Origin of the sequence: Acetatifactor muris (assembly GCF_024623325.1) — a bacterium.
GTDB lineage: Bacteria > Bacillota > Clostridia > Lachnospirales > Lachnospiraceae > Acetatifactor > Acetatifactor muris.
This window is the reverse complement of the sequence record NZ_JANJZD010000020.1, coordinates 92,245-113,656: the sequence shown is the minus strand read 5'-3', so window position 1 is coordinate 113,656 and position 21,412 is coordinate 92,245. Positions and strand designations below refer to the sequence as shown.

Here is a 21,412-nt window from a genome sequence, read left to right as displayed (position 1 = left end):
GGAATTAAATCACTTCAAAATCTTTGTAGTCTGTTCTTCCAAAATAGACATCTGATGTATGGCAATCTTGTTAAGCTTTATTAAGCGTTCTTTCTGGTTCAGCCCATCTTCAATCAACACCGCATTAATGTTTTCCATATTTGACAGGCATATCAATTCATTTATGCTCGCATAATCCCTGATATTGCCCTTTTTATCAGGATTTTTATCCCGCCATTGCTTTGCTGTCATACCAAATAAAGCCATATTCAGCACGTCAGCCTCCGAAGCGTAGATGATAGAAGTCTGCTGCGGCGTAAGTTCCGGTGGAATAAGATTGACCTTAATCGCATCAGTATGTATCCGATAATTAATTTTTGCCAATTCCCTTTTGGCACTCCATCCAAGCAGAGCCTGTTCTTCTTTCTTTAGCCGTTCAAATTCCTTGATAAGATATAATTTGAATTGTGGAGATACCCAGCTTGCAAACTCAAATGCAATATCTTTATATGCGTATGTCCCTCCATACCGTCCTGCCTTTGCCACAATACCCTTTGAATTTGTGCGGGAAACCCACTGCTTAACCGACATAATAAAGCGGTTTAATCCCGCTTCCAGCATGATTTCTTCATAGGCAGCAACATTAAAATCTACATTATACATTTCTTCCCATATGCCAAGAAATTCTATTGTATTCTTGTTGCGCAGCCATTTTTCTATCAGGGCAGGTCCGTTGTCAATTTTCCTTACCATATCCGTTAAAGAAATATAATCGTCTTCTTCAATCTGTAAGACTTGTATCTCTGTTCCGTCAGCATTTAGTTTTCCCATAAGAAGATCCTTTCATTTAATAATCACATTCCATTTACCGTTTTCAATTACATATTGAAATTCCGTTAAATTATCATCTTCCATGACTTGAAGAAGTGGCGGTAAGTCATTTACAGTATTCATCTTTGACAGGTCTGACTTTTTTACCCAAACCATTTCTCCCTCCTCTGATGATGTTACTTCTCCGAGAAATTCGTCTGTATGAAATAAAAATACAATGTACCGCCCATTCTCAATGGGAAATTGCTTAATTCCACATAATTTTGGATTCTGAATATCAAGTCCGGTTTCCTCTTTCATTTCCCGAATGACAGCATCTATGATAGATTCATTTTTTTCAATATGTCCTCCGGGCAAAGTCCAACCTTTCCAATCATCTTTTAATCTGTTTTGTAGAAGGTAATTATCATTTCGATGAATCAGGCATAAAACCGTTAATTCGGCATTTTCTGTTCTCTGCACACGCTATCCCTCCATGTACCGCTCTATTTCATTCCAAGTCTTTACCGTCAAGATATTTATATCTTCTGTGTAAGGCAGATCAATCGCCCCTATGTACCATATTGGCAGAAGACCGGCATTTAAAGCGCCTTTTACATCGCATTCATACTGGTCTCCGATATACCAGACTTCATCCGGCTCTAATCCAGCTTTTTCCAAAGCCAAATCGAATATTCTTTTGTTCGGCTTACGGAAGATATAATTGCTTGAGGTAATTATAAATTCAAAAGCATTTTCCGGAAGCAGTCTGTTGATACGTTCTGCAACCACAGAAGGGGCATAAGAAATATTGCTGATTACGCCTGTGCGGATCCCTTTATTTTTCAAATATCCCAAAAAATCTTGGATACCCTCTGTCGGCACTCCCGGAGCAGCGGCATTCCAGAATACGGTATCAATTTCAGAGTTGCTTAATGCAATCTCTATTCCCTGCGATTCATAAAGGTAAGGCGTAAACATTGTATTGGGTATCTCTATCTGAAATAAGTGTCTTTTTTCAGGATCAAATCTCCCTATGGAATGCATTTCTTCCATATATTCCCGCTTGATTTCATTTGCTTTAGCTTGCACCTGCTCTGCCGACAAATGATACTTATTTCTCGTAGCATACTGTAAGACAGCCTCTGTTCCCTTTACGCCATCAAATTTCTGTTCTGCAATCAGTGTCTGACCATAATCAAACAATATCATTTTTGGTATTTTCATGTAATTTACCTCCACATTGAATCCACTCTGTAAAAACAACTTGGCTTATTCGTTATTCATAAAAAAATCATATATACTATTTAATCCCATAAGTGTGTTTTTGTCATTTATTGCAGGTCTTGTATTAGTGTTATGGCTATATACAACTTCATGAATGTCGCTGCAGTTCATATGATGTAAAAGCGTACATGCTGTACTGTATGCTTTGTCTATATGACCGTCACCACCTCCAACTAATATAACTGCTCCTTTCTTAGATTTTGCAATAGGCTTTTCATTCCTAAAAAATCTAGCGCAAAAATATGTTTGAAGTCTGCTTCCAACATCTAATAATTTTCCGGTCAACTCCGAAAAATAGAGCGGTGAAGCAATTAAAATGTTATCGCATTCCTGTATGTATTTATATATATCCTGCATTTCATCATTTATTGAGCAGCCGCTATTTTTCCAACAGTTCCGACAATCAATGCAAGCCGAAATATTACATCTATATGCATCAACAATTTTATATTTATCTATCTTTTTTTCGGTAAATTTCTTAATCAGACTGCTCGTATCACCATTTATTCTTGGAGAACCATTTAATATCAAAGTTTTCATAACAGCTTCATTTCCTATTTTGTAAATAATCAGTTGCAAATCTATCATATCATATTGGGGAATATTCATCATCAAAAAGTTATTATATTTAAAAAAGGCCAAAGGACTATCTCAGCTTCACCATTGTTTCCACATATGCGTGTCCGCTGGTATGTAGAATTTCCGTACCATACGTCCAAACCTGTCATTTCTTCCGACAATGCCATGTTCACGGAAATCCCCGGTAAATCGGAGAACTGTGATGTATGTGCGAATATATTATAACGGAGGATTTTTTAGTGGACAAGTACATTTATGACGAAACCAGTCGAAAAAGCGACAAAGCCTATCGGTGTATGGGGAAAGCGACTCAAACGCTATCTGAAAAACATAATATTTCAACTCCGCAATACACAAGCAGAATTTTATTGTAAAAGCGAGTGTTCTTCTGTATAATTGAAGTGCTGGTAATGAGCAGATAAAACATTTTTTAGATGAGGTAATTATCCTATGAGCGCAGCCCCATACAAACTCTCTAACAAAAATATATACGGTTTCAACACAAATATGTACCAGATGCTTCTGTGGCTTCCTGCCCTGATAGCGCTGTCACTGTCTGTGGAGTTCCTTCTGGGACCCCTTTTTTACAAAATCTATCAGAAGAATGTTACTCTGGAAGAAGGCGCAGCCGGTACCGAAGCCGGAGCGGAAGTTTCCCTTGCACAGTCCATAGCTGATATGGAGAATCTGGATACCTTTACGCTGATCGTAAAAGGTGTCGTAATCAATCATGACACCATACGCAGCGGCGACCGGCTCTACCACTACATACAGCTGCCCAGCGGTGAAAAAGTGATCGCCCATATCAATAAAAAGGCAATCCAGGAGACAGATACGCCCGGCGAATACCGCATGCCCACAGGCGTATGGAAAGAATGGACGCCGCCGGATGAAGTTATGGTATTTGAAGATAATATGACACTGACAGACCATTACATAGACATGTACGGGGATTATGTGCCGGTACTGGAAGAGTCAGATTACGGTAGATTGCTGGGCCGCAGTGCTTCCGCATGGATTTACGTGGTCTTTGTGCTGCTTTACCGTGTGATCGGTGTGCGCAGCCGGCGTTTTGCACCGGCGCTTTTCTGGAAAAGGGATCCCCTCCTTCCCCGCAATGACCTGGAGTGCTGGTGTGCTTCCACCTTCGCCATCTGGGCGCATTCTTTCTCCATGCTGGAGGGCTGGCCTCTGATTACAGGTGTACACGGGAAACGGAAAGCTGTTTCCAACTTCCGAAAAGTAGCCCTGGGAGAACAGTGGGATATTCGAAACAGACAGGATGGGCTTCAGACAGTGCATGAGCTGACGGAACGGCATGCCGGGCAACTGACTACCATGTACGCGGGCTGGGATCTGTGCCGTGCCACCCAGCTGCTGGGTATGATGTATCTGGTGAAAATGATCGACAGGGAGGAACTGGACCAGGAATTCAGCCGGGTCGGCAGGGTCATCCAACAGCAGTTTCACTCCTGGGATGAGATGGCGGAAAGTTACCTGGACGGTTACGAAGCCTGGCGCAGGCAGAGCGGAGATCCGGACGCTGCTCTGCGGACAGAACAGCGCAGAGCCATTTTTATGCAGTTAAAGGCAAATCCCGACGGCCCTTACTCGGTGCCCTGGAGAACGGATCTCACATGGACACAGGGAAAAGGTACGGAGAACCGGGCTGTGGTGAAGAAAGTATTAACACATTATCGAGCGTCACAGGCATGATACTTCTCGATTTTCTGCTTTCAGCGCACCCACAACAGATTTCGGTAAGGTGGGCCATATCGCTTCTCCATGATATGGCCCGTCTTACCATATCTATCTGCATGCTTCAGGAAAAAGAACCTGCATCGTATCTCTCCAATATCTCCAGAATCCCTGTCTCATAGATATTCCCGCCCAGCACATCCCCGTTGGGATCCACACAGATTGCCCGAATATCTCTGGGGTCTTCCTCATAAGGGCTGATATATTCTCTGCTCATATCATAATATTCGCTTAAATACCTGCGCGCATTTCCGGTGGGAATAATCACATTCCCCTCAGACTGCGAAATTCCCATGACTTCGAATTCCTCCAGAATTTCCTTTGTGCAGTGATTGTAAGGATTCTCATGCTCCTTGCTCACAAGCCACGCCGGCTGGATCTGCACCCGGATCCCCGCCCTTTTTACTTCCATTGTAAATTCTTTCACTGGTTCCAGGGGAATGGTCTCCTGATGGAACGCGTCCGCAGAGACAAGGATATCGTTCACCCCACAGCGCGCCAGTTCTCCGGCAACCCTTTTTATTTTCTCGCTGTCTCTGCTGAAGAATCCGTTGGTGATAATCTGCCGGTTGGGTATCTTCATCTCCATTGCCGCCTGGTGTACCGCATACACAGCCTCCGGACAAAGCAGGGGTTCTCCGCCAAAAGTCATGACTGAATTTACAGCATATTTCCCGGCGATATCCCGTACCACCCGGCCTGCCGCCTCAGCCTCTATAAACTGTCCGGCACTGTTGTGATCTCCCTCCGAGCAATGTTTACAGCGGCCGGTGCACCCATAAGTTATCACAAATTCTATCCGATTCAGGTTTTTTACATATTGATTCATCAAAATTTCCTCTCTTATTGGACGTCAGCAGCAATCTTCCATATGCGGGCCTGCGCAGAATAAGACAGCAACTACCCTTATAAGAACAGCTGCTGTCTCTCCGTATAGTAAGTAGTCTTGGCGGCAATCTTCTGGATGAGGATTCTGTCGCCTTCGTCAGTATACGTTTTTCTGGAATTATGTACCCTTAAAAAGCTTCTCTCCTCGCCGCTGATAATGTCCGGCGATATCCTTTCAATATTTGCGATGGCATCTTTCAGCACATCGGATATGGCTGTGTACAGCGCTGTCAATCTGTCCTCCGGAATCTTCCCTGCCGTTGACTTCGGAGAAATATTCGCCTTCCAGAGAATTTCGTCCGCATATGCATTGCCAATTCCCTTTACGATGCTCTGATCAATTAAGAAAGCCTTTATATTCTTGCGTTGATTTCTCCTGACCGCATTCTGCAGATAGGCCAGTGTAAATGCCTCTCCCAGTGCATCCGGCGTATTCGTCGGGACAGGGTTGAAGGTGACCTTACACATTCCCTGGAAATCCGAGATAACCAGCGCCTCATCCTCTTCAAAGCCAACGGACAATAATTTATAGGGAATCCCGGATACTTCTTCCGGCGCACAGATGTGAAACCTTCCGCTCAGCATAAGGTGCACACTGAAAACTTCGTTGTTTTCCAGCTGAAAATGCAGTTCCTTGCCTTTCCGCACAATGTCTGTAATTCTTGTCTCCAGAAGCTTTGTTCTCACAGTTTCCCCATCGACGTTTAAGCGACTTACATTAAAAACATCTGCGGAGACAATTTTCCTGTGAGCAGTTCTTTTCATCAGATTCTTTGAGAAAACCTGTAAATCCGGTAATTCTGGCATCTTTTCGCACCCCCTTATGCCTTAAGCTTACCGCTGTTGTAGTTTTTTGTCAAATTATTTATTGAAAAGAATCATTATTAAAAATTTTCCTGGTGCTGACGGCAATTGCAACCGACACGACACCGGAAAACAGAACAACTGCCGCTTCAACCCCCTCACAAATTTCAAACAGAACACCATATAATGCGTTGCCCAGCGGCTGTGCACACATGGAAACGGTAAAAATGACAGCAATCACCTTTCCGATGAGATTCTGCGGCGTCTCCTTTTGAACAAAAGACATCATCTGTACACTGAACACAGTAGAAAACACCATAATGCAAAAACAACATACAGTAATTACAATATAGTTTATCATTCCGGATGAAAAAAGGAGCAGGGAGGCGCCCACAGGAAACACACTGGCAGCACAGGCAATTACCAGATTCCCCGAATTCCGAATAGATAATCTGCCCGCAAAAATGCCTGCACAGATTCCTCCAGTCAATCCTCCCGCTGCCAATGCACCTTCCGCATAACCGCACAGTCTGTTTGCCTGCTCTGCTTCAAAGCCCAGTATCTCAGTGATCAGATACGGCAGCGCCACCATGAGCATTGCAGAAAGGAACAGATTTATCCCGCAGATAACCAAAAGTACTTTTCCGATAACCGGTTTCTTCCTGCGAATAAACAGAATGCTGTCCGCAAAATCAGCTCCTGCCGTTTTCCAGATGCTGTCACCGGAAGCCTGCCTCTGGAACGGAATTCTGATGAAAATTTCCATGACCGCCGACAGCACAAAGCAAGTCATGCAAACCCATAATACAGGCCTGAGCCCATATGCGCTGTACAGAATTCCTCCAAGTACAGGCCCTGTCAGAGAAGAGAAAGAGCTGATGGTGTTGATGACAGAATTTGCCGCCATAACGTGTTCCTGCTTTACCAGCGCCGGTATGCTTGCCTGCACGGACGGCTGATACGCACCTGCAATCCCATAGAGAATCATCAGCGTAACTGTCAGCAGGACAATGAGATTTCCTGTATTCATAAGCAGGGAGAATACCAGTATCACTGCCGCTGTAAAGAAATCCAGAATCACCATGATATTTCTCTTATTTACCCGGTCCGCCACAATGCCGCCCACAGGTGACAGCAGTATGGACGGAATAAATGCACAGGCCGTGACAGTCCCATAGAGGGCTGACGAACCCGTCAGATTCAGCAGGTACAGCGGCAGCGCAAATCTCAGCGCAGCATTGCCAAATAACGAGATAATCTGGCCAATGACAACTAATGTGAAATCTTTTGAAAATAATCCGGAACTCATTTGTGAAACCTCCTATGCTTTGTTTTCGTCTGCTTCCTGAAATATACCAGTAACTGGTCAGTAAAATATATACTCCTCCTTATACATACCTTCCGACGGTATGTATCGCTTTATAATATAAGGCTGTCACATTCAGAATACTTTCTGCCAAATATGGAATCTGTATGAATCAGACTTTTCCACATTCTACAGAAAGATTTCACGGCATGGCAGCCCCTGTATCTCCCGGCATCAGCCTCTCCCGACACCGGATTTCGTTTACTTGTTCTTCTGATAAATTGCGGTCAGTTCCTGCAGCCTTCCCAGTATTTCCTCATCCACAATATCCAGCCCCAGCCCCCCCAGCATTCGGGCAAACACCATGAATTTACCGTAAGATTCTTCCACAGAATCACCGAATACCATAGGATTCATCCAGATATTCGCCACAAACAGAACCAACTCCGCCAGCTGCTGCGGATACTCCGTCTCAATAGAGCCGTCGGCAATCCCCTGCTCTATAATCGGCAGTATATAATTGGGCACAGCATTCTCAATGGTATCATGTAACAGGCTGAATAAAAGCTTCGGATTATTGTGAAAATCCGGCGCTACCGTAAAGATATCATTCTGTACGGGCCGATTGACAGACTCCCTGAAAATAGCCTTCATTTTTTCCCTGCCGCTGAGGTCTGTCCGATCCCGGACAACCGCAAGCATGTGATTGGATTCCGCAGTCATCCTCTCGATAACAGCCGTCAGAATATCTTCTTTGGATTTAAAGTGATGATAAATTGCACCTTTGGTGAGCCCTCCCAAATGTTCAATGATATCCTGAATGGAGGTGTGTTCGTACCCTTTCTCCATAAACAGCTGAAAAGCCACATCCAGGATTAAATTAACGGTTTCTTCGGGATGTTTATTTCTGGACACTGCTTCTGCACCTCCCTTCCATACCATCGGTATGTATAAACTTTATCATACTGTCGGTATGTTTGTCAAGCATTACATAACAGCAGACGCATGGCCTGTTCTACCGCATCACCCATGTTCTTCCGGGCCCTTTCCTTTTCCATTGCCTCCTCCAGTGTGACCACTTCCCTGAGAATAGGGAAATAGGCGTCAATTCCCGCCTCGTTGCATGCCCTGGCCTCTTCTGTCACGCTGCCGGAAAATGCCAGCACCTTTTTGCCGTACTTTTTTGCCAGCCTGGCCACGCCCACAGGGGCCTTCCCCATCACTGACTGTCCGTCCAGCCTTCCCTCCCCGGTAATCACCACATCCGCCCGGGCTATATCATTTTCCAGTCCAATCTCCTCCAGGACAATCTGGATTCCAGGCTCCAGCACCCCATTGGTATAAGCCAGAAAAGCAAATCCCAGCCCTCCGGCCGCCCCTGTCCCGGGCACAGCCGCATCCGCACCCGGATACAGCTGCCGTGTCACTTCCGCGAAATGTGCCAGTCCCAGGTCCAGCCGCCGGACCATCTCAGGTGTAGCCCCCTTCTGGGGGCCGAAAACGGCACTGGCTCCCACAGGTCCGCACAGCGGATTTGTGACATCACAGGCCACCCGGAACGTACAATCCTCCAGTTCCGGAAATACCTTCTCTCTCCTGACTTCCACGATCCTGTCCAGGTCCGACGCCTCCTGTGCCAGACTGCCATCCCCACAGACAAATTCATATCCAAACGCCCGAAGCATTCCCAGTCCTCCGTCGTTAGTGGCGCTTCCTCCTATTCCCATCAGAAAACGTCTGCAGCCTGCTTTCACAGCCTCCAGAATCACCTGGCCCACGCCGTACGTGGACGCTGCCATGGGATTGCGCTCCTCTGACCTTATCAGCGTGATCCCGGCGGCTCCGGCCATCTCGATGATTCCCAGCTTTTCCCGCTCCACAATCCCATATCTGCAGTCCACACTTCCGCCCAGTGGCCCCCGGACCTTTGCCGTATGAATCACGCCTCCCAGTCCCGGCGTAAGAGCCTCCACCGTCCCCTCTCCGCCATCAGCCATGGGCCGGACAAGGATCTCCGCATCCGGAAATACGCGCCTCGCTCCTTCCTCTGCCGCGCGCCCGGCTTCCAGAGAAGTCATGCATCCCTTAAACGAATCGATTGCTATTACTATTTTCATTCCTGTCCTCTCCCCGCATAAGCTTTCTGTTCTGATATAGATCTTGGAATTTCCCATCAGTTCCGTACTGATTCTACAAAAAATCCGCCCCGGGCAGCAGCCCAGAGGCGGATTTTTGCAGTAAACTACATTTTATTCACAGATAAGCGTCTCTCCCGGCTTCACACTGTAATCATTCATATTCATCCTGAAATACAATGTAGTGAAGGTAGGATTATAAACTTTTTTCTGATCCATACTGAAAATCAGCTGTTTGCAGGCAGCAATATAATCATAAATCTCAATGTTGGTGGCATACCAGATATCTTCGCGATTTCCCATGAAATCGGCAAATTCTTCTATTACCTGCCAGTTATCATTCGCCTCGAATTCATAGCTGTGACCCCACAGATAGAAGAGCCCCGGAGCGAACGGGAACGGATTGTCCACAAATTTATGAGCCAGCTCCATCAATCTGGGACTATTGTGATGGCAGGTAGCCGGCATTCTCAGCCAGTCTGTGGGAATGTCAAATTTCTCCGTAGCTTCAACGGTCCTGGAATACACAATGCCGCACCTTTTCAGAGTATCCACCACGGAATCATTATAAGTACCGAAAGGATACGCCATCCCCCTGACCATAGTGCCATACTCTGCTTCCAGATTCATGCGGTCCTGCAGGACTTCAAAGGTACACAGATTCTCCGGCAGCTGCTCCAGCCACGGATGCGTCAGACCGTGAACCGCCACCTCCATGCCGCTGTTCCCATACAGCTCCTGACAAGTCTTTTTAGACATCCGTCTGTGGATGGTACCCTCCGGCCATGTCTTTCCCTCCGGCGCGTACAGTCCGCTGCTGATGTTGAAGGTTCCCTTCAGACCGTGCTTTTTCATAATGTCAATCAATCGCGCATCCTGTTCCACACCGTCGTCGTAACTCAATGTCAGCGCTCTCTTTTTCCCTCCCGGAAACCGCATCCCAATAATTCCCATAAGAATATCCCTCGCTTTCTTTTTCAGATCGCATGTCATTCAAGCCATGCGGACTGTTTTTCTTCTATTCTACATCACCTGTTCCGCAATTTCCAGTAATTTCTAAATAGAAAGCTTTTTTCAGAACAGAACCGGAATCTTTCATTTTATATGGTATTGTTTCCGGAAATGCACCTAAATAGCAATATTACCATATTACATTTGTCTCTCCTTTGTAGTACACTGAAACTGGTATATTTCAAACAGCTGAGAATGGCAATGTATTTTTCTGTCGAAAAAGGCAATAAATAAAGGAGTGCGAAAATGGCAATTGTTACAGTGAACGGAACTGCATATACAGTCCCCCGGGGGACACGGCTCGGAAAGCTGCTTGCGGACAAGGCAGTGATGAGTATGCCCTGCGGGGGACATGGACGCTGTGGGAAATGTAAGGTGACAGCCCGGGGTGCTTTCAGCGAACTGTCAGATACGGAGAAACTGCTTCTGACGGAAGCGGAGATCCGACAGGGAATTCGTCTGGCCTGCTGTGCTGTGGTGGAGGGAGACTGCTCTGTCTCTCTGACCAAAGCAGGAGACGGACAGATCCGCGTGTGGGGTGACATACCGGAGTTTCAGCTGAAGCCCGGGGTTCAAACCTGTGGTTTTGTTCTGGATATCGGGACCACCACTCTGGCCGCCCGCCTGTATGATGTCCATGGAGCGGTCCTTGCGGAAGGAAGCTGCCTGAACCCTCAGAGCAGCTGGGGCGCTGATGTGATTTCCCGAATCGAAGCTGCCATGGACGGCGCTGACAAAGCCATTGCCGAAGCAATCTGCAGGGCCACAGATAGTCTGTTGGCCGGGCTTTCGGAAGCTGCCGGAATCCCGGCGGCTGAGATAGACGGAATGGTGGTTACAGGAAATACTGTGATGCTGCATCTGTTTACCGGCACCTCCACCGAACCGCTTTCCCATGCTCCGTTCGCAGCCGAAAGGCTTTTTGGTGAGACGGTGGCCGCTGGAACTCTGGGTATCACAGAACTGTCCCCGGAGACGAAGGTATATCTTGCCCCATGCGCTTCCGCTTTTGTAGGGGCGGATCTGATTACGGCCCTGCTGGCTTCAGGCATCTGTGAGACCGACTCGACTCAGCTGCTTGCAGATATCGGCACCAATGGCGAAATGGCGCTCTGGCACAGGGGAGAACTCACATGCTGTTCCACTGCGGCCGGCCCCGCCTTTGAAGGAGCGGGAATCTCCATGGGAATGGGGGGCAGCGCAGGCGCCATTGACAGGGTATCCGTACAGAATGGCAGGCTCACAGCCCATGTCATCGGCGGCGGTCTGCCCCGGGGCATCTGCGGCAGCGGAATTGTGGACGCGGTGGCCTGTCTGCTGGAAACCGGCCGGATAGAGGAGACAGGATATATGGAAGAGGATGCCGTCATGATTCTGCCTCCGGTCAGTCTCAGCAGAAAGGATATCCGTATGGTGCAGTTGGCCAAGGGGGCGATTCACGCTGGAATCCGAGCCCTCCTGTCCTCCGCCGGCCTGGATTGCGGGGAAGTCTCCCGCCTGGTGATTGCCGGCGGCTTCGGCAGTTATCTGGATGCTGAGAATGCCGGAAAGACGGGGCTGCTGCCGGCGGAAATGATTTCCCGGGTTCATGTAGTGGGGAACGCCGCACTGAGCGGCGCTGCCATGCTTCTGCTGAATCAGGACTACAGGGCTTCCTGTGAACAGTATGCAAAACTGGCGAAAGTATTGGAATTATCCTCAGATCCGGTTTTTTCTGAAGAATATATGGAAAGAATGATGTTTTAAGGACAATGACACTTACAGGCGGCAGAATACTTCCACCTTCTATGTGTAGAATACAAGTCCTGCCATACCGCTTGCCAGCATAACTGCTACTGGATTGAGCTTCCATTTCCGCAGTGCAAACAGCACAGTCAGGAATATCATCAGTGCAGTCAGGTTAAGTGTCAGATAATCCGCTTCGGGCCTGCTCTCACCATACAGAGCCAGCAGTATAACTGTACATGCTGCTGAAATAATCATGCCCAGTGAAGCGGATTTCAGTCCGTTCAGCACTTCCGACACATATACAGAGTTTTGATGTGTCTGGAAAAAACGGTATAAAATCAGTGACAGGATAACACCGCACAATATGCAGCCCATTGTCGCAGCCAGCGCTCCGGTAATTCCGCCGATTTGAAGCCCGACAAATGTTGATGTATTCACGGCCAGCGGTCCCGGTGTCATCTGCGAAACAGTGATAATATCCGTAAACATTTTCCTGCTGATCCAGCCGTTATTCTCCACCACCTGTTCCTGTATTAAAGGGATGATCGCATATCCCCCGCCAATGCTCAGAAAGCCGATTTTCAAAAAGATCAGAAACAATTTCCACACAGCATTCATTTTTCTCTCCTCTTTTTACAGAATACTTCCAGGATGCACAGACAGCAGCAGGCAAAGAGTATCGCCGCCACATTAATATCAAATACGAAATTTGCCATAAACGCCAGCGGTATCATAGCGGAAAAAAAGAAGGACCTTTTCTTTACAATCAGAAAGCACATATCAGCAATCAGGTCAACCATCAGAGCCGCAGCGCCTGCTTCCATTCCTTTTAAAATTGCCGCAATAATTGTATTGGAGACAAATAATTTATAAAATGCGGACACAAAGGTGAGAACCACAAGGGGCGGAGTGACAGCGGCAAAACAGCTTATCAGAGCTCCGGCCATTCCGGCCGCCTTATATCCGGCCAGAGCAGAGAGATTAATGGCAATGGCTCCTGGCGTAGACTGTGCCACCGCAGCCATATCTATCAAATCCTCCTCCGTAAAATACTGCTTTCTCTCAACGAAAAAACGCCGAACCATAGGCACAACAGTATAACCGCCGCCAAATGTAAAAGCGCTTATAAACAGATTAACTTCCAGAAGCCATATATATGTCATTATACGCCGTTTCACAATACTCTCCCTCCCGTCCGACCCATTATATCTCTTGTCATGCAATCTGTAAAATGATATAATTTTATGGAATCCATTACTTTTATTCATGCCGCAAAGTAAGATAACATGAGAATATCGTTTCAATTTTGTGAGAAAGGCCTGCCCGAACGGGCAGGAAAATGGGTAAAATGATTATACGATATCTGGAGATTTTAGAAGCGATTGCAGAAACCGGGACCTTCACAGGCGCCGCCAGGAAACTGTATATTACGCAGTCTGCCGTGTCTCACGCCGTTGCAGAACTGGAGAAGCAGACAGGCACTGCCCTTTTTGAACGTCATCCAAAAGGCGTTGTCCTGACCCGCTGCGGTGTCTCTCTTTTAGAGGAATCCCGCGGCATCCTCACAGCCTGCCGCAATTTAGACAGGAGAATAAGCCATCTGGAAGAAAATACACCTGTCCATATCGTGTCGAGTATTACAATTGCATCCTTTCTGCTCCCTGAAATACTGCGCGAATTGAAATCTTCCTTCCCGGATATTCAGATTTCTGTCCAGGTTGCAAGTGCAAATGCCGCCATTGATATTCTCCGGCGCGGAAATGCCGATATTGCCTTTTGGGAGGGCACCGCCCCAAAAGGCAGCTTTCAGGCAATCCGTCTGGGTTCCTATCAATTATGTGCCGCCTGCGCACCGGATTTTCCTCTGTCTGAGCAACCGGTTACAGCAAATCAATTGTGCGACTATCCCTTATTGCTCCGGGAAAAGGGAAGCGCTATCCGCGATACTCTGGACAGCACGCTTGCCCTTGCCAACCTGACTGCCGAACCTGCCTGGGAAAGCGTTAATTCCCTTGCCCTTGTCAAAGCCGCCGAAGCGGGGCTGGGCATTACCGTTTTGCCGGAGAAATTATTGTGGGACTCTTTTCTTTTAAAAAAGCTGCGTTTCATTCCTTTAGCCAACATGAAAATGGAGAACCAGATGTTGGCACTGTTCCACAGGGATAAGTACATTACAAAGCCATTTCAGCTGCTGATAGACAGATTTATTGCTGAAAATGAATTCTGTTCTTTATAGCCGGAAAAGGTCTGCCCTCAAATCATGTCAAACAGACTCATCTGAACTGCCTGCAGGGTCTCCTCTTCCGCTTTACCGGCCCGTTCCCATTTCCCGTATTCCGCGGGAATCTCCTGCAGGAATGGTGAGAGCTCCTCTCCGCAGACCAGTATCAGTTCTTCCTTTGCCCTGGTCATGCCCACATAACACAGACGGCGTTCTTCTTCCATATCAGTCTCCCCGGCGCCCAATTCCAGCGGGAAACGCCCCTTGTCCATGCCATAGAGAAAAACCACAGGAAACTCCAGGCCTTTGGAGCCATGAAGCGTCATCAGCGTCACTGCGTCCGCCGTAAACTTCCTGCCGCCGTTCCTCCGCACATCCCCATCCTCGCCAAAGGAAAGCGTGTCAAGAAAGCTTTCCATGTGGTGATAGAGAACCGACATATTTGTCAGTTTCTTCATGGCCTCTTCGTTCTCAAAGGTAATCTCTCCGCACCAGTCTTCCAGAAGCTTTACCGGCCGGGTCTTCCTGATTCTTTTCCTGTATTTTTCAGTCAGATAATGCAGGCGTGTCTCTCTGGCCTCTTCCAGAGCAGAATGCAGCACCGAATCCGGAACCGTTCCCTGTACACCTTCTCCCGGAACCGAATCTGAAGCAGGTCCCGTCAGCCCCGCTCCCAGTATGGGACTCAGCAGCCGCCTGCACAACACTGCTGTGGCCTCCTCCCCGGGATACAGAATATGCCGGAAGAAATACAGTGTGGCCCGCACTTCCCTCTCCCGCAGGAAGTCTTCCCGGCCTGCCACCAGGTAGGGAATTCCCTCCTGCCTGAGGCACTTTTCCAGAAGCGCAGCCTGTCTGTGAGTCCGGTAGAGTACCGCGATATCCGAAAATCCCCGCACCGGACGGCCCTCGCCCACACGATTTCTGTCTGTATCCAGCATGTCGATGCCCCCGATCTGTCGGGTTATCTCCTTTGCCACGAAGATTGCCTCTCTGCGTTCATCTTCCACAGATACCATACGCAGAGGAACTCCTCCGGCCTCTGCCGCCATAGTCTTCATCCTGCGCACATCCCCTTCATTATGGGATATCACGTCGAGAGCGGCATTCAGGATTGTCGGCTGGGAACGATAATTTTCCTCCAGATGTATAACGGCAAGCTCCGGATACGCCTCTTTCAAATGGGAAAAAACCTTCGGGTCACAGCCCCGGAATCCATAGACAGACTGATCCGGGTCTCCGATGACAAACAATTCTCTGCCGCCCCGCCCCCATTCCTCTACCAGCCGGTACTGAAGCGGGTTGATGTCCTGGAATTCATCAATCAGCAGATAGGAAAAGTGTCTCCGCCCGGCTGCGTCCGCCTGCGTCTCTTCCAGCAATTTCAAAGTCTCCAACAGCAGATCGTCATAGTCAAAGGCCCCTGCCTGACGCAGCAGCTTCTGATAATACTCATATACACGCCTGTTTTCCCCGACGGCGTTCTCATGTATGTCACTGCCTTCGGAATCAGCGGATTCTTCAGCATCCTCTGCATCTGCCGCTGCAAAACCCACACCTTCCGTCAGACCGTTCTTCATCCGGGACAGCTCCTGCAGAAATTTTCCGGGCGTCCCTTTGCTCCTGAATTCCAGAAGTGCTTTTTCCGCCAGCTCCATTCGGAGTCCCTCATCCGCTATCACAAAGGAAATCCCCGCTTCCTGCAGGAAGCGGCTGCAAATGGCATGAAAGGTTCCCATCCATACACCTTCCGCGCTCCCGGCCGTCATCCTGGCCCGCATTTCCTCTGCCGCTTTATGGGTGAATGTCACTGCCGTAATCTCTTCCGGCGGAATCTGCCTTTCCTCCAGAAGGTATTGAAGTCTGGCAACCAGCGTTCTGGTCTTGCCCGCACCGGGTCCGGCAATGACTGCCACGCCCCGGCTGATTCGCTCCACAGCCTCCCTCTGACGTTCGTTGAGCCTCTCCGGAGCTGCGGGGGCAGAAGAATTCTGTTCCGCCGCCCATGGTTCACCGGGAAAAAGTTCCCGGCTTATTATCGTCTGCCCCACGCTGCTGTCCCGGGCCCTGGTCTCTTCCGGCCTCTCCTCCGCCTGCTTTCCATTTTCTGTCCCGCGCAGCTCCTCCGCCGTAAAAAAGCTCAGCTGTCCTTCCAGACTGCTGATATCCTCCGGTGTCAGCAGACCGATTTTCCCGTACTCCCCATCGAATCCCGGCGTCCGTTCCACCTCTCCCCTGCGAAGCCGCCGAATCCCCTCCGCCACCAGACTTCCTGCGGCTTTTCGGATATCTTCCACCGGAATCTCACGCAGAATGGTAAATTCCGGTCCCAGAGCTCCTATCATCTGCTCATATTTTTCAGACGCCTTTTTCCCCATGGCAGAGATTCCCATGGAGGCGCCGATGACCTCCGGAAGCGGTACAAGACTTTCGAAGGGCCGGCCTGTGGGCAGCCGGAACCCCTCCCCCCGGTCCGCAAGCTGTTCCACCCGGTTGAGCACACCGATGGTTATCTTCTTCCCGCATACCGGGCATCTGTTCCCATACCGGGAAGTCTCCTGGGGGCTGATACACAATCCGCACTTCCTGTGCCCGTCAAAGTGATATTTTCCCTCCTCCGGGAAAAATTCAATGGTGCCTGCCAACCCTCTCCCCTGCTGAACGGCCCCCGCCAGCCCCTGATAGGACAGCTCAATGTCAAATAAATTGGCTTCCCTTCCCAGCTTTGCCGGAGAATGAGCGTCCGAATTGGAAATCAGACAGAAGCGGTCCAGCGCACCCACGCGCCAGTTCATGGGCGGATCGGAGGACAGCCCTGTCTCCAGCGCATGAATATGGGGTGTCAGATCTTCAAAGCATTCCTCAATGGTGTCAAATCCTGAAAAAGCGCCGAACAGAGAAAAATGCGGCGTCCAGATATGAGCGGGGACATAGATGCTCTCCGGACTGGTCTCCAGCATAATCTCCAGCAAATCCCTGCAGGGAATCCCCAGAATCGGCCTTCCGTCAGAATGAATATTCCCAATCAGCTCCAGCCGCCTCGCCAGCGCCTCTGCCTGCTCCAGTCCCGGCAGAATCAGGAGACTGTGGACTTTCCGCACCCGGTCTCCTTTCTTGTAGATGGAGCTGATCTCCCCTGTAACCACAAACCGTGGCTGCCTGCCGCTTTCCCCTGTCCCGCCGAGACGATATTCTTTTTTCAGCACATACAGACCATCCTCCGCCGGTTCCAGCTTTTCCGCCAGCTCCTCCCGCCAGGCCGGATGGGTGAAATCCCCCGTGCCCACAATGTCAATGCCTTTTTTCCTCGCCCACAAATCCAGGTATTCCGGCGTACAGTCCCTGCTGGTAGCCCTGGAATACCTGGAGTGAATATGCAGATCTCCTATGTACATTTCTCCTCACATTCTGCCGACTTGAAATCGGCTTTGTCCAGTGTAACTGACTCTCTGTCTTCCCATAGTCCGAATCTGCCTTCTATTTTAACATGTCCTGCGGGTTTGCTCAATTCTATTATCACGTCTGATTTCCGCTTTTCTCCTCCTGTTCCGGGCCTTCTCTATATATCTGTCCTGACCGGCCTTCTTATACTCATCGTTTCCTGCGATACAGCTTTGCCAGAATAAGTCCCGTCACTGCAATCATCAGGCAAATCCCATACACTGCAAGATTCCGGAAAATGCCTTCGCCATTCCTTCTTCCGAAGTCTGCAGTCACATTTCCCATGCCGGCAGGTACAAAATCCGGCTGCAAATCCCCAAAATCCCCAGAACTGCCCGAACCGCGGTTGAAATTGCTGTTCTCTTCTCTGCCAGGTCCACGATTTCCGCCCATGTCAAATATTCCCATGATTTCAACCGAAATGCCGGATGCATCAACCAAGCCGGAAGAGTCGGCTCTCTGCCCCATATCGGTGGACGGTATGCTCCCGTCCAACTGTCCCTGAATACTCTCCGCCCGCAGCATGACAGTCTGATAAAGCATCTCCGCTGCCGCATCATATTCCTCCCAGGAATAAAATGCTGTGGGATCCATGTCTACCAGCGTGTCAATCTGTTCCCGGATTCGATTATAAGTCTCTTCAAATTTTCCTCCACAGACATATGCTTCTGTCAGCTGCCGCAGATATGCGTGATACCGGGACAGATATTTTTCGTCTTCCAACAGGGCATTGAAAAAATCAGTACCCTGAAAAGGTGTGTCAACTGCGTCATTAATCATCTCGGAGGCGCTGCCGCCCATGACCATACCACCGAAGGCAAGGTTGTAATCCCAGGGGATAACATTCAGTTTTCCGTTATGCTCATACAGATAATAGTTATGTGCCATGTTGCCGGAAAGGCTGTCCAGATTCACCGAAAAGGTATGCACCGCCATGTATTTCAGTACATTATCCACATCCAGGTACGTCTCCAGATTCTCTCCCTGACTGATATTTTCCAGAGCTGTCACCACAAGGCGGTGATCTTCTTTGCCGGTATCAGTCACCTCCCCTTCCCATATGGCCGAATAACTCTCCAGTGTATTGTCCGTATAATTCAGATCCGCGCCTCCGTTCCCGGAGAAATCCCCCCGGTCTCCGGGCATCCTTCCCGGCCCGGCACTGCTTTCACCCACATCGAACACTTCTCCCATACCGCCGGCACCCGGGAACGGTTCCCCGTCTCCAAATGCAGAGGGCTCCCCGCCTTCAAATTCGATTCCGGGCGGTTTTCCGCCTTCAAATCCTCCGGCAGGTGCACCTCCTCCGGGGCCGCCCTCAACACTTTCCGGCTTGTACAGTGCGCCGCTCTCCGCACCGTAATTCCTCAGCAGAAAGCTGTCCTCCACAGCCTCCAGCGCCAGATAGACACCCCAGTATTCACCGTTTACCGATACTCTGGCATAATTATACAGAGAGGCATCCGCCCCCAGGTATTGATACATATCGTAGACAATGGCTTCCTTCATATTCGTGGCATCCGCATAATTATTGTTCAGAATCAGCTTATCAAGGCCCAGACAGGACTGCCCCTCCACATAATGATCAAATTCCAGCTTCAGGCTGAACCGGTCCGTCTCAGGATCCATTGCAATGGCGGACAGACTGGTATTTCCTTTGGGCCGGATGCCTACATGAGACAGTTTCCGACCGTTTATCACCACATCACAGGAATAATATTCCTTCTCGGAAGCATGTGCCAGCATATCTTCCCATTCCGCTTCCTCCATCTGGATATCCACTGTGATAATCTCGTCAACAGCAAACAAATCCGACTGATACTGCAGCGTCACCCCGACGCCGCCCGCAGCCTCCACCAGCTCCCGGGAGAATACCATTGCCAGAAAGCAGATCAGGACTGTGACTGTCATGGACACACCTGCAATTTTAGTTATGTATTTGTGTCCGATCATGACATATACTCTCCATTGTAGCTTACAAGAGTGGCATTGCTTACACCTTCGATGGCGCTCAGACTGTTGACAAAAGAAGTCCCCGTATCCTTCATGCGGATTTCCGCTGTCAGCTCAATTCCGGCTGCGTTTACCGTTTTGGATTTCACCAGAAAATGCGCTGTCTCTTTTTTCGCCAGTCTCATTGCCATTTCCTCCGCACTCTCATCACCGCAGTTCAAAATCAGAATATAAGGATTCTCATGTAACTTCCGGTTGGCAAAAAGAAGGAGAATCACACCGATTATTGCAGAGCCTGTGACTGCAAGAGGAATCATGCCCGCTCCGATGACAATGCCTGCCGCAATCGACCAGAACAGAAACACAATCTCCACAGGTTCCTTGATGGCAGCTCGAAAACGCACAATAGAAAGCGCACCCACCATACCCAGAGACAATACCACATTGGAAGTCACCGCCATGATGACCAGCGTGGTCACAAGGGCAAGCCCTACAAGAGCCATGGCAAATCCTGTAGAATACATGACTCCGTTAAATGTTTTCTTATAAATCATAAAAATAAACAGTCCGATGATCAGCCCAAAAAGCATCCCGAGCAATGTATCAATTGTCGAAAATTCTGTCACACTTTCCAAAAAACCTGATTTAAAAATATCATTAAATGTCATACTATACCTTCCTGTTCTTCTTAAATTCTTTGCGCGGTTTTCCGCGGATAAGTTTCATGCTGTTCCTGCAGATCCACAGTCTGCACTCCACATTTCACCCGAATTTACGGCAGGCCTCATATTTGGAAAATGCCTGCTGCCGGATTCCGTCAGCCTGAAGCAGGCTTCTGATGATTTCCGGGAGAAATCCGTCATATTTTACTTCCAGGATCCTGTTCTGCGGTATCTCGGCAGCGCTTATATCCACTGTCTGCTCCTCGAGAAAAGTTCTGTGGTACAGCGTTGTCCGTATCCGGGAGTCAAAAGTAATGCGTACGTTTCCCGCCCCATAGACATAAGGCTCCCGCACATAGGAGACCAGCACCCGGGGGCGGAGCAGCTGATACCGCATTTTGGCATACAGTTCCTGCACCAGTGCGGAAGGATGTCCCCTCATCCAGTTCAGTCTGCCCTCCAGGAGCTGGCGACACTCCGGCTCCGAAATCTCTGCATCCAGTTTTCTGCACAGAGAATTGTCCTTCACCTTTTTCTCCAGCAGAATCAAAGAGAGATCATCGTTATAATACCTGATTCTGAATTTCTCCCGTATGGACACCCCGTCTCTTTTTTCCCGCAGTGCCTTATCCTGGTAGTTGTCAAAATAAATGCTCCTTATCAGATAACTGCCACCTTCCCCCGCATGGGGATCCGACTTCATAACTGTTCTCAGCCGACTCCTGAGTTCCAGGTATCGGGCGTATTCAATCTCATACTTCAGCTCATGCCGGAAACATTCTCTCTGCTTCATCACTCATTCCACTTCCGCAGGTTCCTGTCTTCCCCGGAACCTGCTGTCCTTTTGATT

The 21,412-nt window shown here is 48.8% G+C and carries 19 protein-coding genes; 3 read left to right on the top strand and 16 right to left on the bottom strand.

The annotated features are described in order from the left end of the window. Nucleotides 1–9: 9 nt before the first annotated feature. The 4 genes from NSB25_RS18410 to NSB25_RS18395 are packed head-to-tail and all read right to left on the bottom strand — an operon-like array spanning nt 10 to nt 2,718. Nucleotides 10–810 (bottom strand): KilA-N domain-containing protein, encoded by an 801-nt coding sequence (locus NSB25_RS18410; protein ID WP_103240863.1) that lies wholly within the window; start codon nt 808–810, stop codon nt 10–12. 12 nt (nt 811–822) lie between these two features. Continuing rightward, a complete protein-coding gene (locus NSB25_RS18405; protein WP_103240864.1) occupies nt 823–1,272 on the bottom strand; it encodes an 8-oxo-dGTP diphosphatase in 450 nt (149 codons plus the stop codon). A gap of 3 nt (nt 1,273–1,275) precedes the next feature. Further along, nucleotides 1,276–2,016, bottom strand: coding sequence for an HAD family hydrolase (locus NSB25_RS18400; protein WP_103240865.1), 741 nt, complete (start codon nt 2,014–2,016; stop codon nt 1,276–1,278). Between the two features lie 45 nt (nt 2,017–2,061). Beyond that, nucleotides 2,062–2,718, bottom strand: coding sequence for a flavodoxin family protein (locus NSB25_RS18395; protein WP_242982514.1), 657 nt, complete (start codon nt 2,716–2,718; stop codon nt 2,062–2,064). A gap of 387 nt (nt 2,719–3,105) precedes the next feature. On the opposite strand from NSB25_RS18395, the gene NSB25_RS18390 reads away from it, so the two are divergent. Further along, nucleotides 3,106–4,371, top strand: coding sequence for a DUF1266 domain-containing protein (locus NSB25_RS18390; RefSeq protein WP_103240866.1), 1,266 nt, complete (start codon nt 3,106–3,108; stop codon nt 4,369–4,371). A 106-nt stretch (nt 4,372–4,477) separates the two neighbouring features. Here the strand turns inward: NSB25_RS18390 and NSB25_RS18385 are convergent, their stop codons facing one another. From NSB25_RS18385 to NSB25_RS18360, 6 genes are all read right to left on the bottom strand, one after another. Continuing rightward, nucleotides 4,478–5,242, bottom strand: a complete 765-nt coding sequence (locus NSB25_RS18385) for a radical SAM family protein (RefSeq protein ID WP_103240867.1) — start codon at nt 5,240–5,242, stop codon at nt 4,478–4,480. A gap of 77 nt (nt 5,243–5,319) precedes the next feature. Continuing rightward, nucleotides 5,320–6,108 carry a DNA-formamidopyrimidine glycosylase family protein gene (locus NSB25_RS18380; RefSeq protein ID WP_103240868.1) on the bottom strand — a complete coding sequence of 263 codons (789 nt, stop codon included), beginning with the start codon at nt 6,106–6,108 and terminating at the stop codon, nt 5,320–5,322. 58 nt (nt 6,109–6,166) lie between these two features. Then, on the bottom strand, nt 6,167–7,414 hold the full coding sequence (locus NSB25_RS18375; protein WP_103240869.1) for an MFS transporter: 1,248 nt from the start codon (nt 7,412–7,414) through the stop codon (nt 6,167–6,169). A gap of 258 nt (nt 7,415–7,672) precedes the next feature. Beyond that, the gene (locus NSB25_RS18370; protein WP_103240870.1) at nt 7,673–8,326 is read right to left on the bottom strand and encodes a TetR/AcrR family transcriptional regulator; all 654 of its coding nucleotides are present in this window, start codon (nt 8,324–8,326) and stop codon (nt 7,673–7,675) included. Nucleotides 8,327–8,391: 65 nt separating this feature from the next. Then, on the bottom strand, nt 8,392–9,528 hold the full coding sequence (locus NSB25_RS18365) for a glycerate kinase family protein (protein WP_103240963.1): 1,137 nt from the start codon (nt 9,526–9,528) through the stop codon (nt 8,392–8,394). A 132-nt stretch (nt 9,529–9,660) separates the two neighbouring features. Then, nucleotides 9,661–10,500, bottom strand: coding sequence for a polysaccharide deacetylase family protein (locus NSB25_RS18360; RefSeq protein WP_103240964.1), 840 nt, complete (start codon nt 10,498–10,500; stop codon nt 9,661–9,663). A gap of 303 nt (nt 10,501–10,803) precedes the next feature. On the opposite strand from NSB25_RS18360, the gene NSB25_RS18355 reads away from it, so the two are divergent. Continuing rightward, nucleotides 10,804–12,303 carry an ASKHA domain-containing protein gene (locus tag NSB25_RS18355; protein WP_103240871.1) on the top strand — a complete coding sequence of 500 codons (1,500 nt, stop codon included), beginning with the start codon at nt 10,804–10,806 and terminating at the stop codon, nt 12,301–12,303. 39 nt (nt 12,304–12,342) lie between these two features. On the opposite strand, the gene NSB25_RS18350 is transcribed toward NSB25_RS18355, so the two are convergent. Together NSB25_RS18350 and NSB25_RS18345 are read right to left on the bottom strand one after the other, a co-directional pair. After that, entirely contained in the window at nt 12,343–12,903 is a 561-nt protein-coding gene (locus tag NSB25_RS18350) for a chromate transporter (protein ID WP_103240872.1), read from the bottom strand. Continuing rightward, entirely contained in the window at nt 12,900–13,463 is a 564-nt protein-coding gene (locus NSB25_RS18345) for a chromate transporter (protein ID WP_330406166.1), read from the bottom strand. The genes NSB25_RS18350 and NSB25_RS18345 overlap by 4 nt, the downstream gene beginning before the upstream one ends. A 170-nt stretch (nt 13,464–13,633) precedes the next feature. On the opposite strand from NSB25_RS18345, the gene NSB25_RS18340 reads away from it, so the two are divergent. After that, nucleotides 13,634–14,521, top strand: a complete 888-nt coding sequence (locus NSB25_RS18340) for a LysR family transcriptional regulator (protein ID WP_103240874.1) — start codon at nt 13,634–13,636, stop codon at nt 14,519–14,521. Nucleotides 14,522–14,538: 17 nt separating this feature from the next. Here NSB25_RS18340 and NSB25_RS18335 read toward each other — a convergent pair whose 3' ends face one another. The 4 genes from NSB25_RS18335 to NSB25_RS18320 all read right to left on the bottom strand — a co-directional run bounded on the left by NSB25_RS18335 (nt 14,539) and on the right by NSB25_RS18320 (nt 21,355). Then, nucleotides 14,539–17,901, bottom strand: coding sequence for a UvrD-helicase domain-containing protein (locus NSB25_RS18335; protein ID WP_103240875.1), 3,363 nt, complete (start codon nt 17,899–17,901; stop codon nt 14,539–14,541). A gap of 196 nt (nt 17,902–18,097) precedes the next feature. Beyond that, nucleotides 18,098–19,900, bottom strand: a complete 1,803-nt coding sequence (locus tag NSB25_RS18330; protein WP_103240876.1) for a CotH kinase family protein — start codon at nt 19,898–19,900, stop codon at nt 18,098–18,100. After that, nucleotides 19,897–20,568, bottom strand: coding sequence for a DUF4956 domain-containing protein (locus tag NSB25_RS18325; RefSeq protein ID WP_103240877.1), 672 nt, complete (start codon nt 20,566–20,568; stop codon nt 19,897–19,899). The genes NSB25_RS18330 and NSB25_RS18325 overlap by 4 nt, the downstream gene beginning before the upstream one ends. 94 nt (nt 20,569–20,662) lie before the next feature. Next, the gene (locus NSB25_RS18320; RefSeq protein ID WP_103240878.1) at nt 20,663–21,355 is read right to left on the bottom strand and encodes a polyphosphate polymerase domain-containing protein; all 693 of its coding nucleotides are present in this window, start codon (nt 21,353–21,355) and stop codon (nt 20,663–20,665) included. Between the last annotated feature and the right edge of the window lie 57 nt (nt 21,356–21,412).

Excerpts from the sequence above, each read along its gene's own strand:
- NSB25_RS18410 (WP_103240863.1), bottom strand. The coding sequence starts at position 810 with ATGGGAAAACTAAATGCTGACGGAACAGAGATACAAGTCTTACAGATT.
- NSB25_RS18400 (WP_103240865.1), bottom strand. The coding sequence starts at position 2,016 with ATGAAAATACCAAAAATGATATTGTTTGATTATGGTCAGACACTGATT.
- NSB25_RS18390 (WP_103240866.1), top strand. The coding sequence starts at position 3,106 with ATGAGCGCAGCCCCATACAAACTCTCTAACAAAAATATATACGGTTTC.
- NSB25_RS18385 (WP_103240867.1), bottom strand. The coding sequence starts at position 5,242 with ATGAATCAATATGTAAAAAACCTGAATCGGATAGAATTTGTGATAACT.
- NSB25_RS18380 (WP_103240868.1), bottom strand. The coding sequence starts at position 6,108 with ATGCCAGAATTACCGGATTTACAGGTTTTCTCAAAGAATCTGATGAAA.
- NSB25_RS18375 (WP_103240869.1), bottom strand. The coding sequence starts at position 7,414 with ATGAGTTCCGGATTATTTTCAAAAGATTTCACATTAGTTGTCATTGGC.
- NSB25_RS18365 (WP_103240963.1), bottom strand. The coding sequence starts at position 9,528 with ATGAAAATAGTAATAGCAATCGATTCGTTTAAGGGATGCATGACTTCT.
- NSB25_RS18360 (WP_103240964.1), bottom strand. The coding sequence starts at position 10,500 with ATGGGAATTATTGGGATGCGGTTTCCGGGAGGGAAAAAGAGAGCGCTG.
- NSB25_RS18355 (WP_103240871.1), top strand. The coding sequence starts at position 10,804 with ATGGCAATTGTTACAGTGAACGGAACTGCATATACAGTCCCCCGGGGG.
- NSB25_RS18350 (WP_103240872.1), bottom strand. The coding sequence starts at position 12,903 with ATGAATGCTGTGTGGAAATTGTTTCTGATCTTTTTGAAAATCGGCTTT.
- NSB25_RS18340 (WP_103240874.1), top strand. The coding sequence starts at position 13,634 with ATGATTATACGATATCTGGAGATTTTAGAAGCGATTGCAGAAACCGGG.
- NSB25_RS18335 (WP_103240875.1), bottom strand. The coding sequence starts at position 17,901 with ATGTACATAGGAGATCTGCATATTCACTCCAGGTATTCCAGGGCTACC.
- NSB25_RS18330 (WP_103240876.1), bottom strand. The coding sequence starts at position 19,900 with ATGATCGGACACAAATACATAACTAAAATTGCAGGTGTGTCCATGACA.
- NSB25_RS18325 (WP_103240877.1), bottom strand. The coding sequence starts at position 20,568 with ATGACATTTAATGATATTTTTAAATCAGGTTTTTTGGAAAGTGTGACA.
- NSB25_RS18320 (WP_103240878.1), bottom strand. The coding sequence starts at position 21,355 with ATGAAGCAGAGAGAATGTTTCCGGCATGAGCTGAAGTATGAGATTGAA.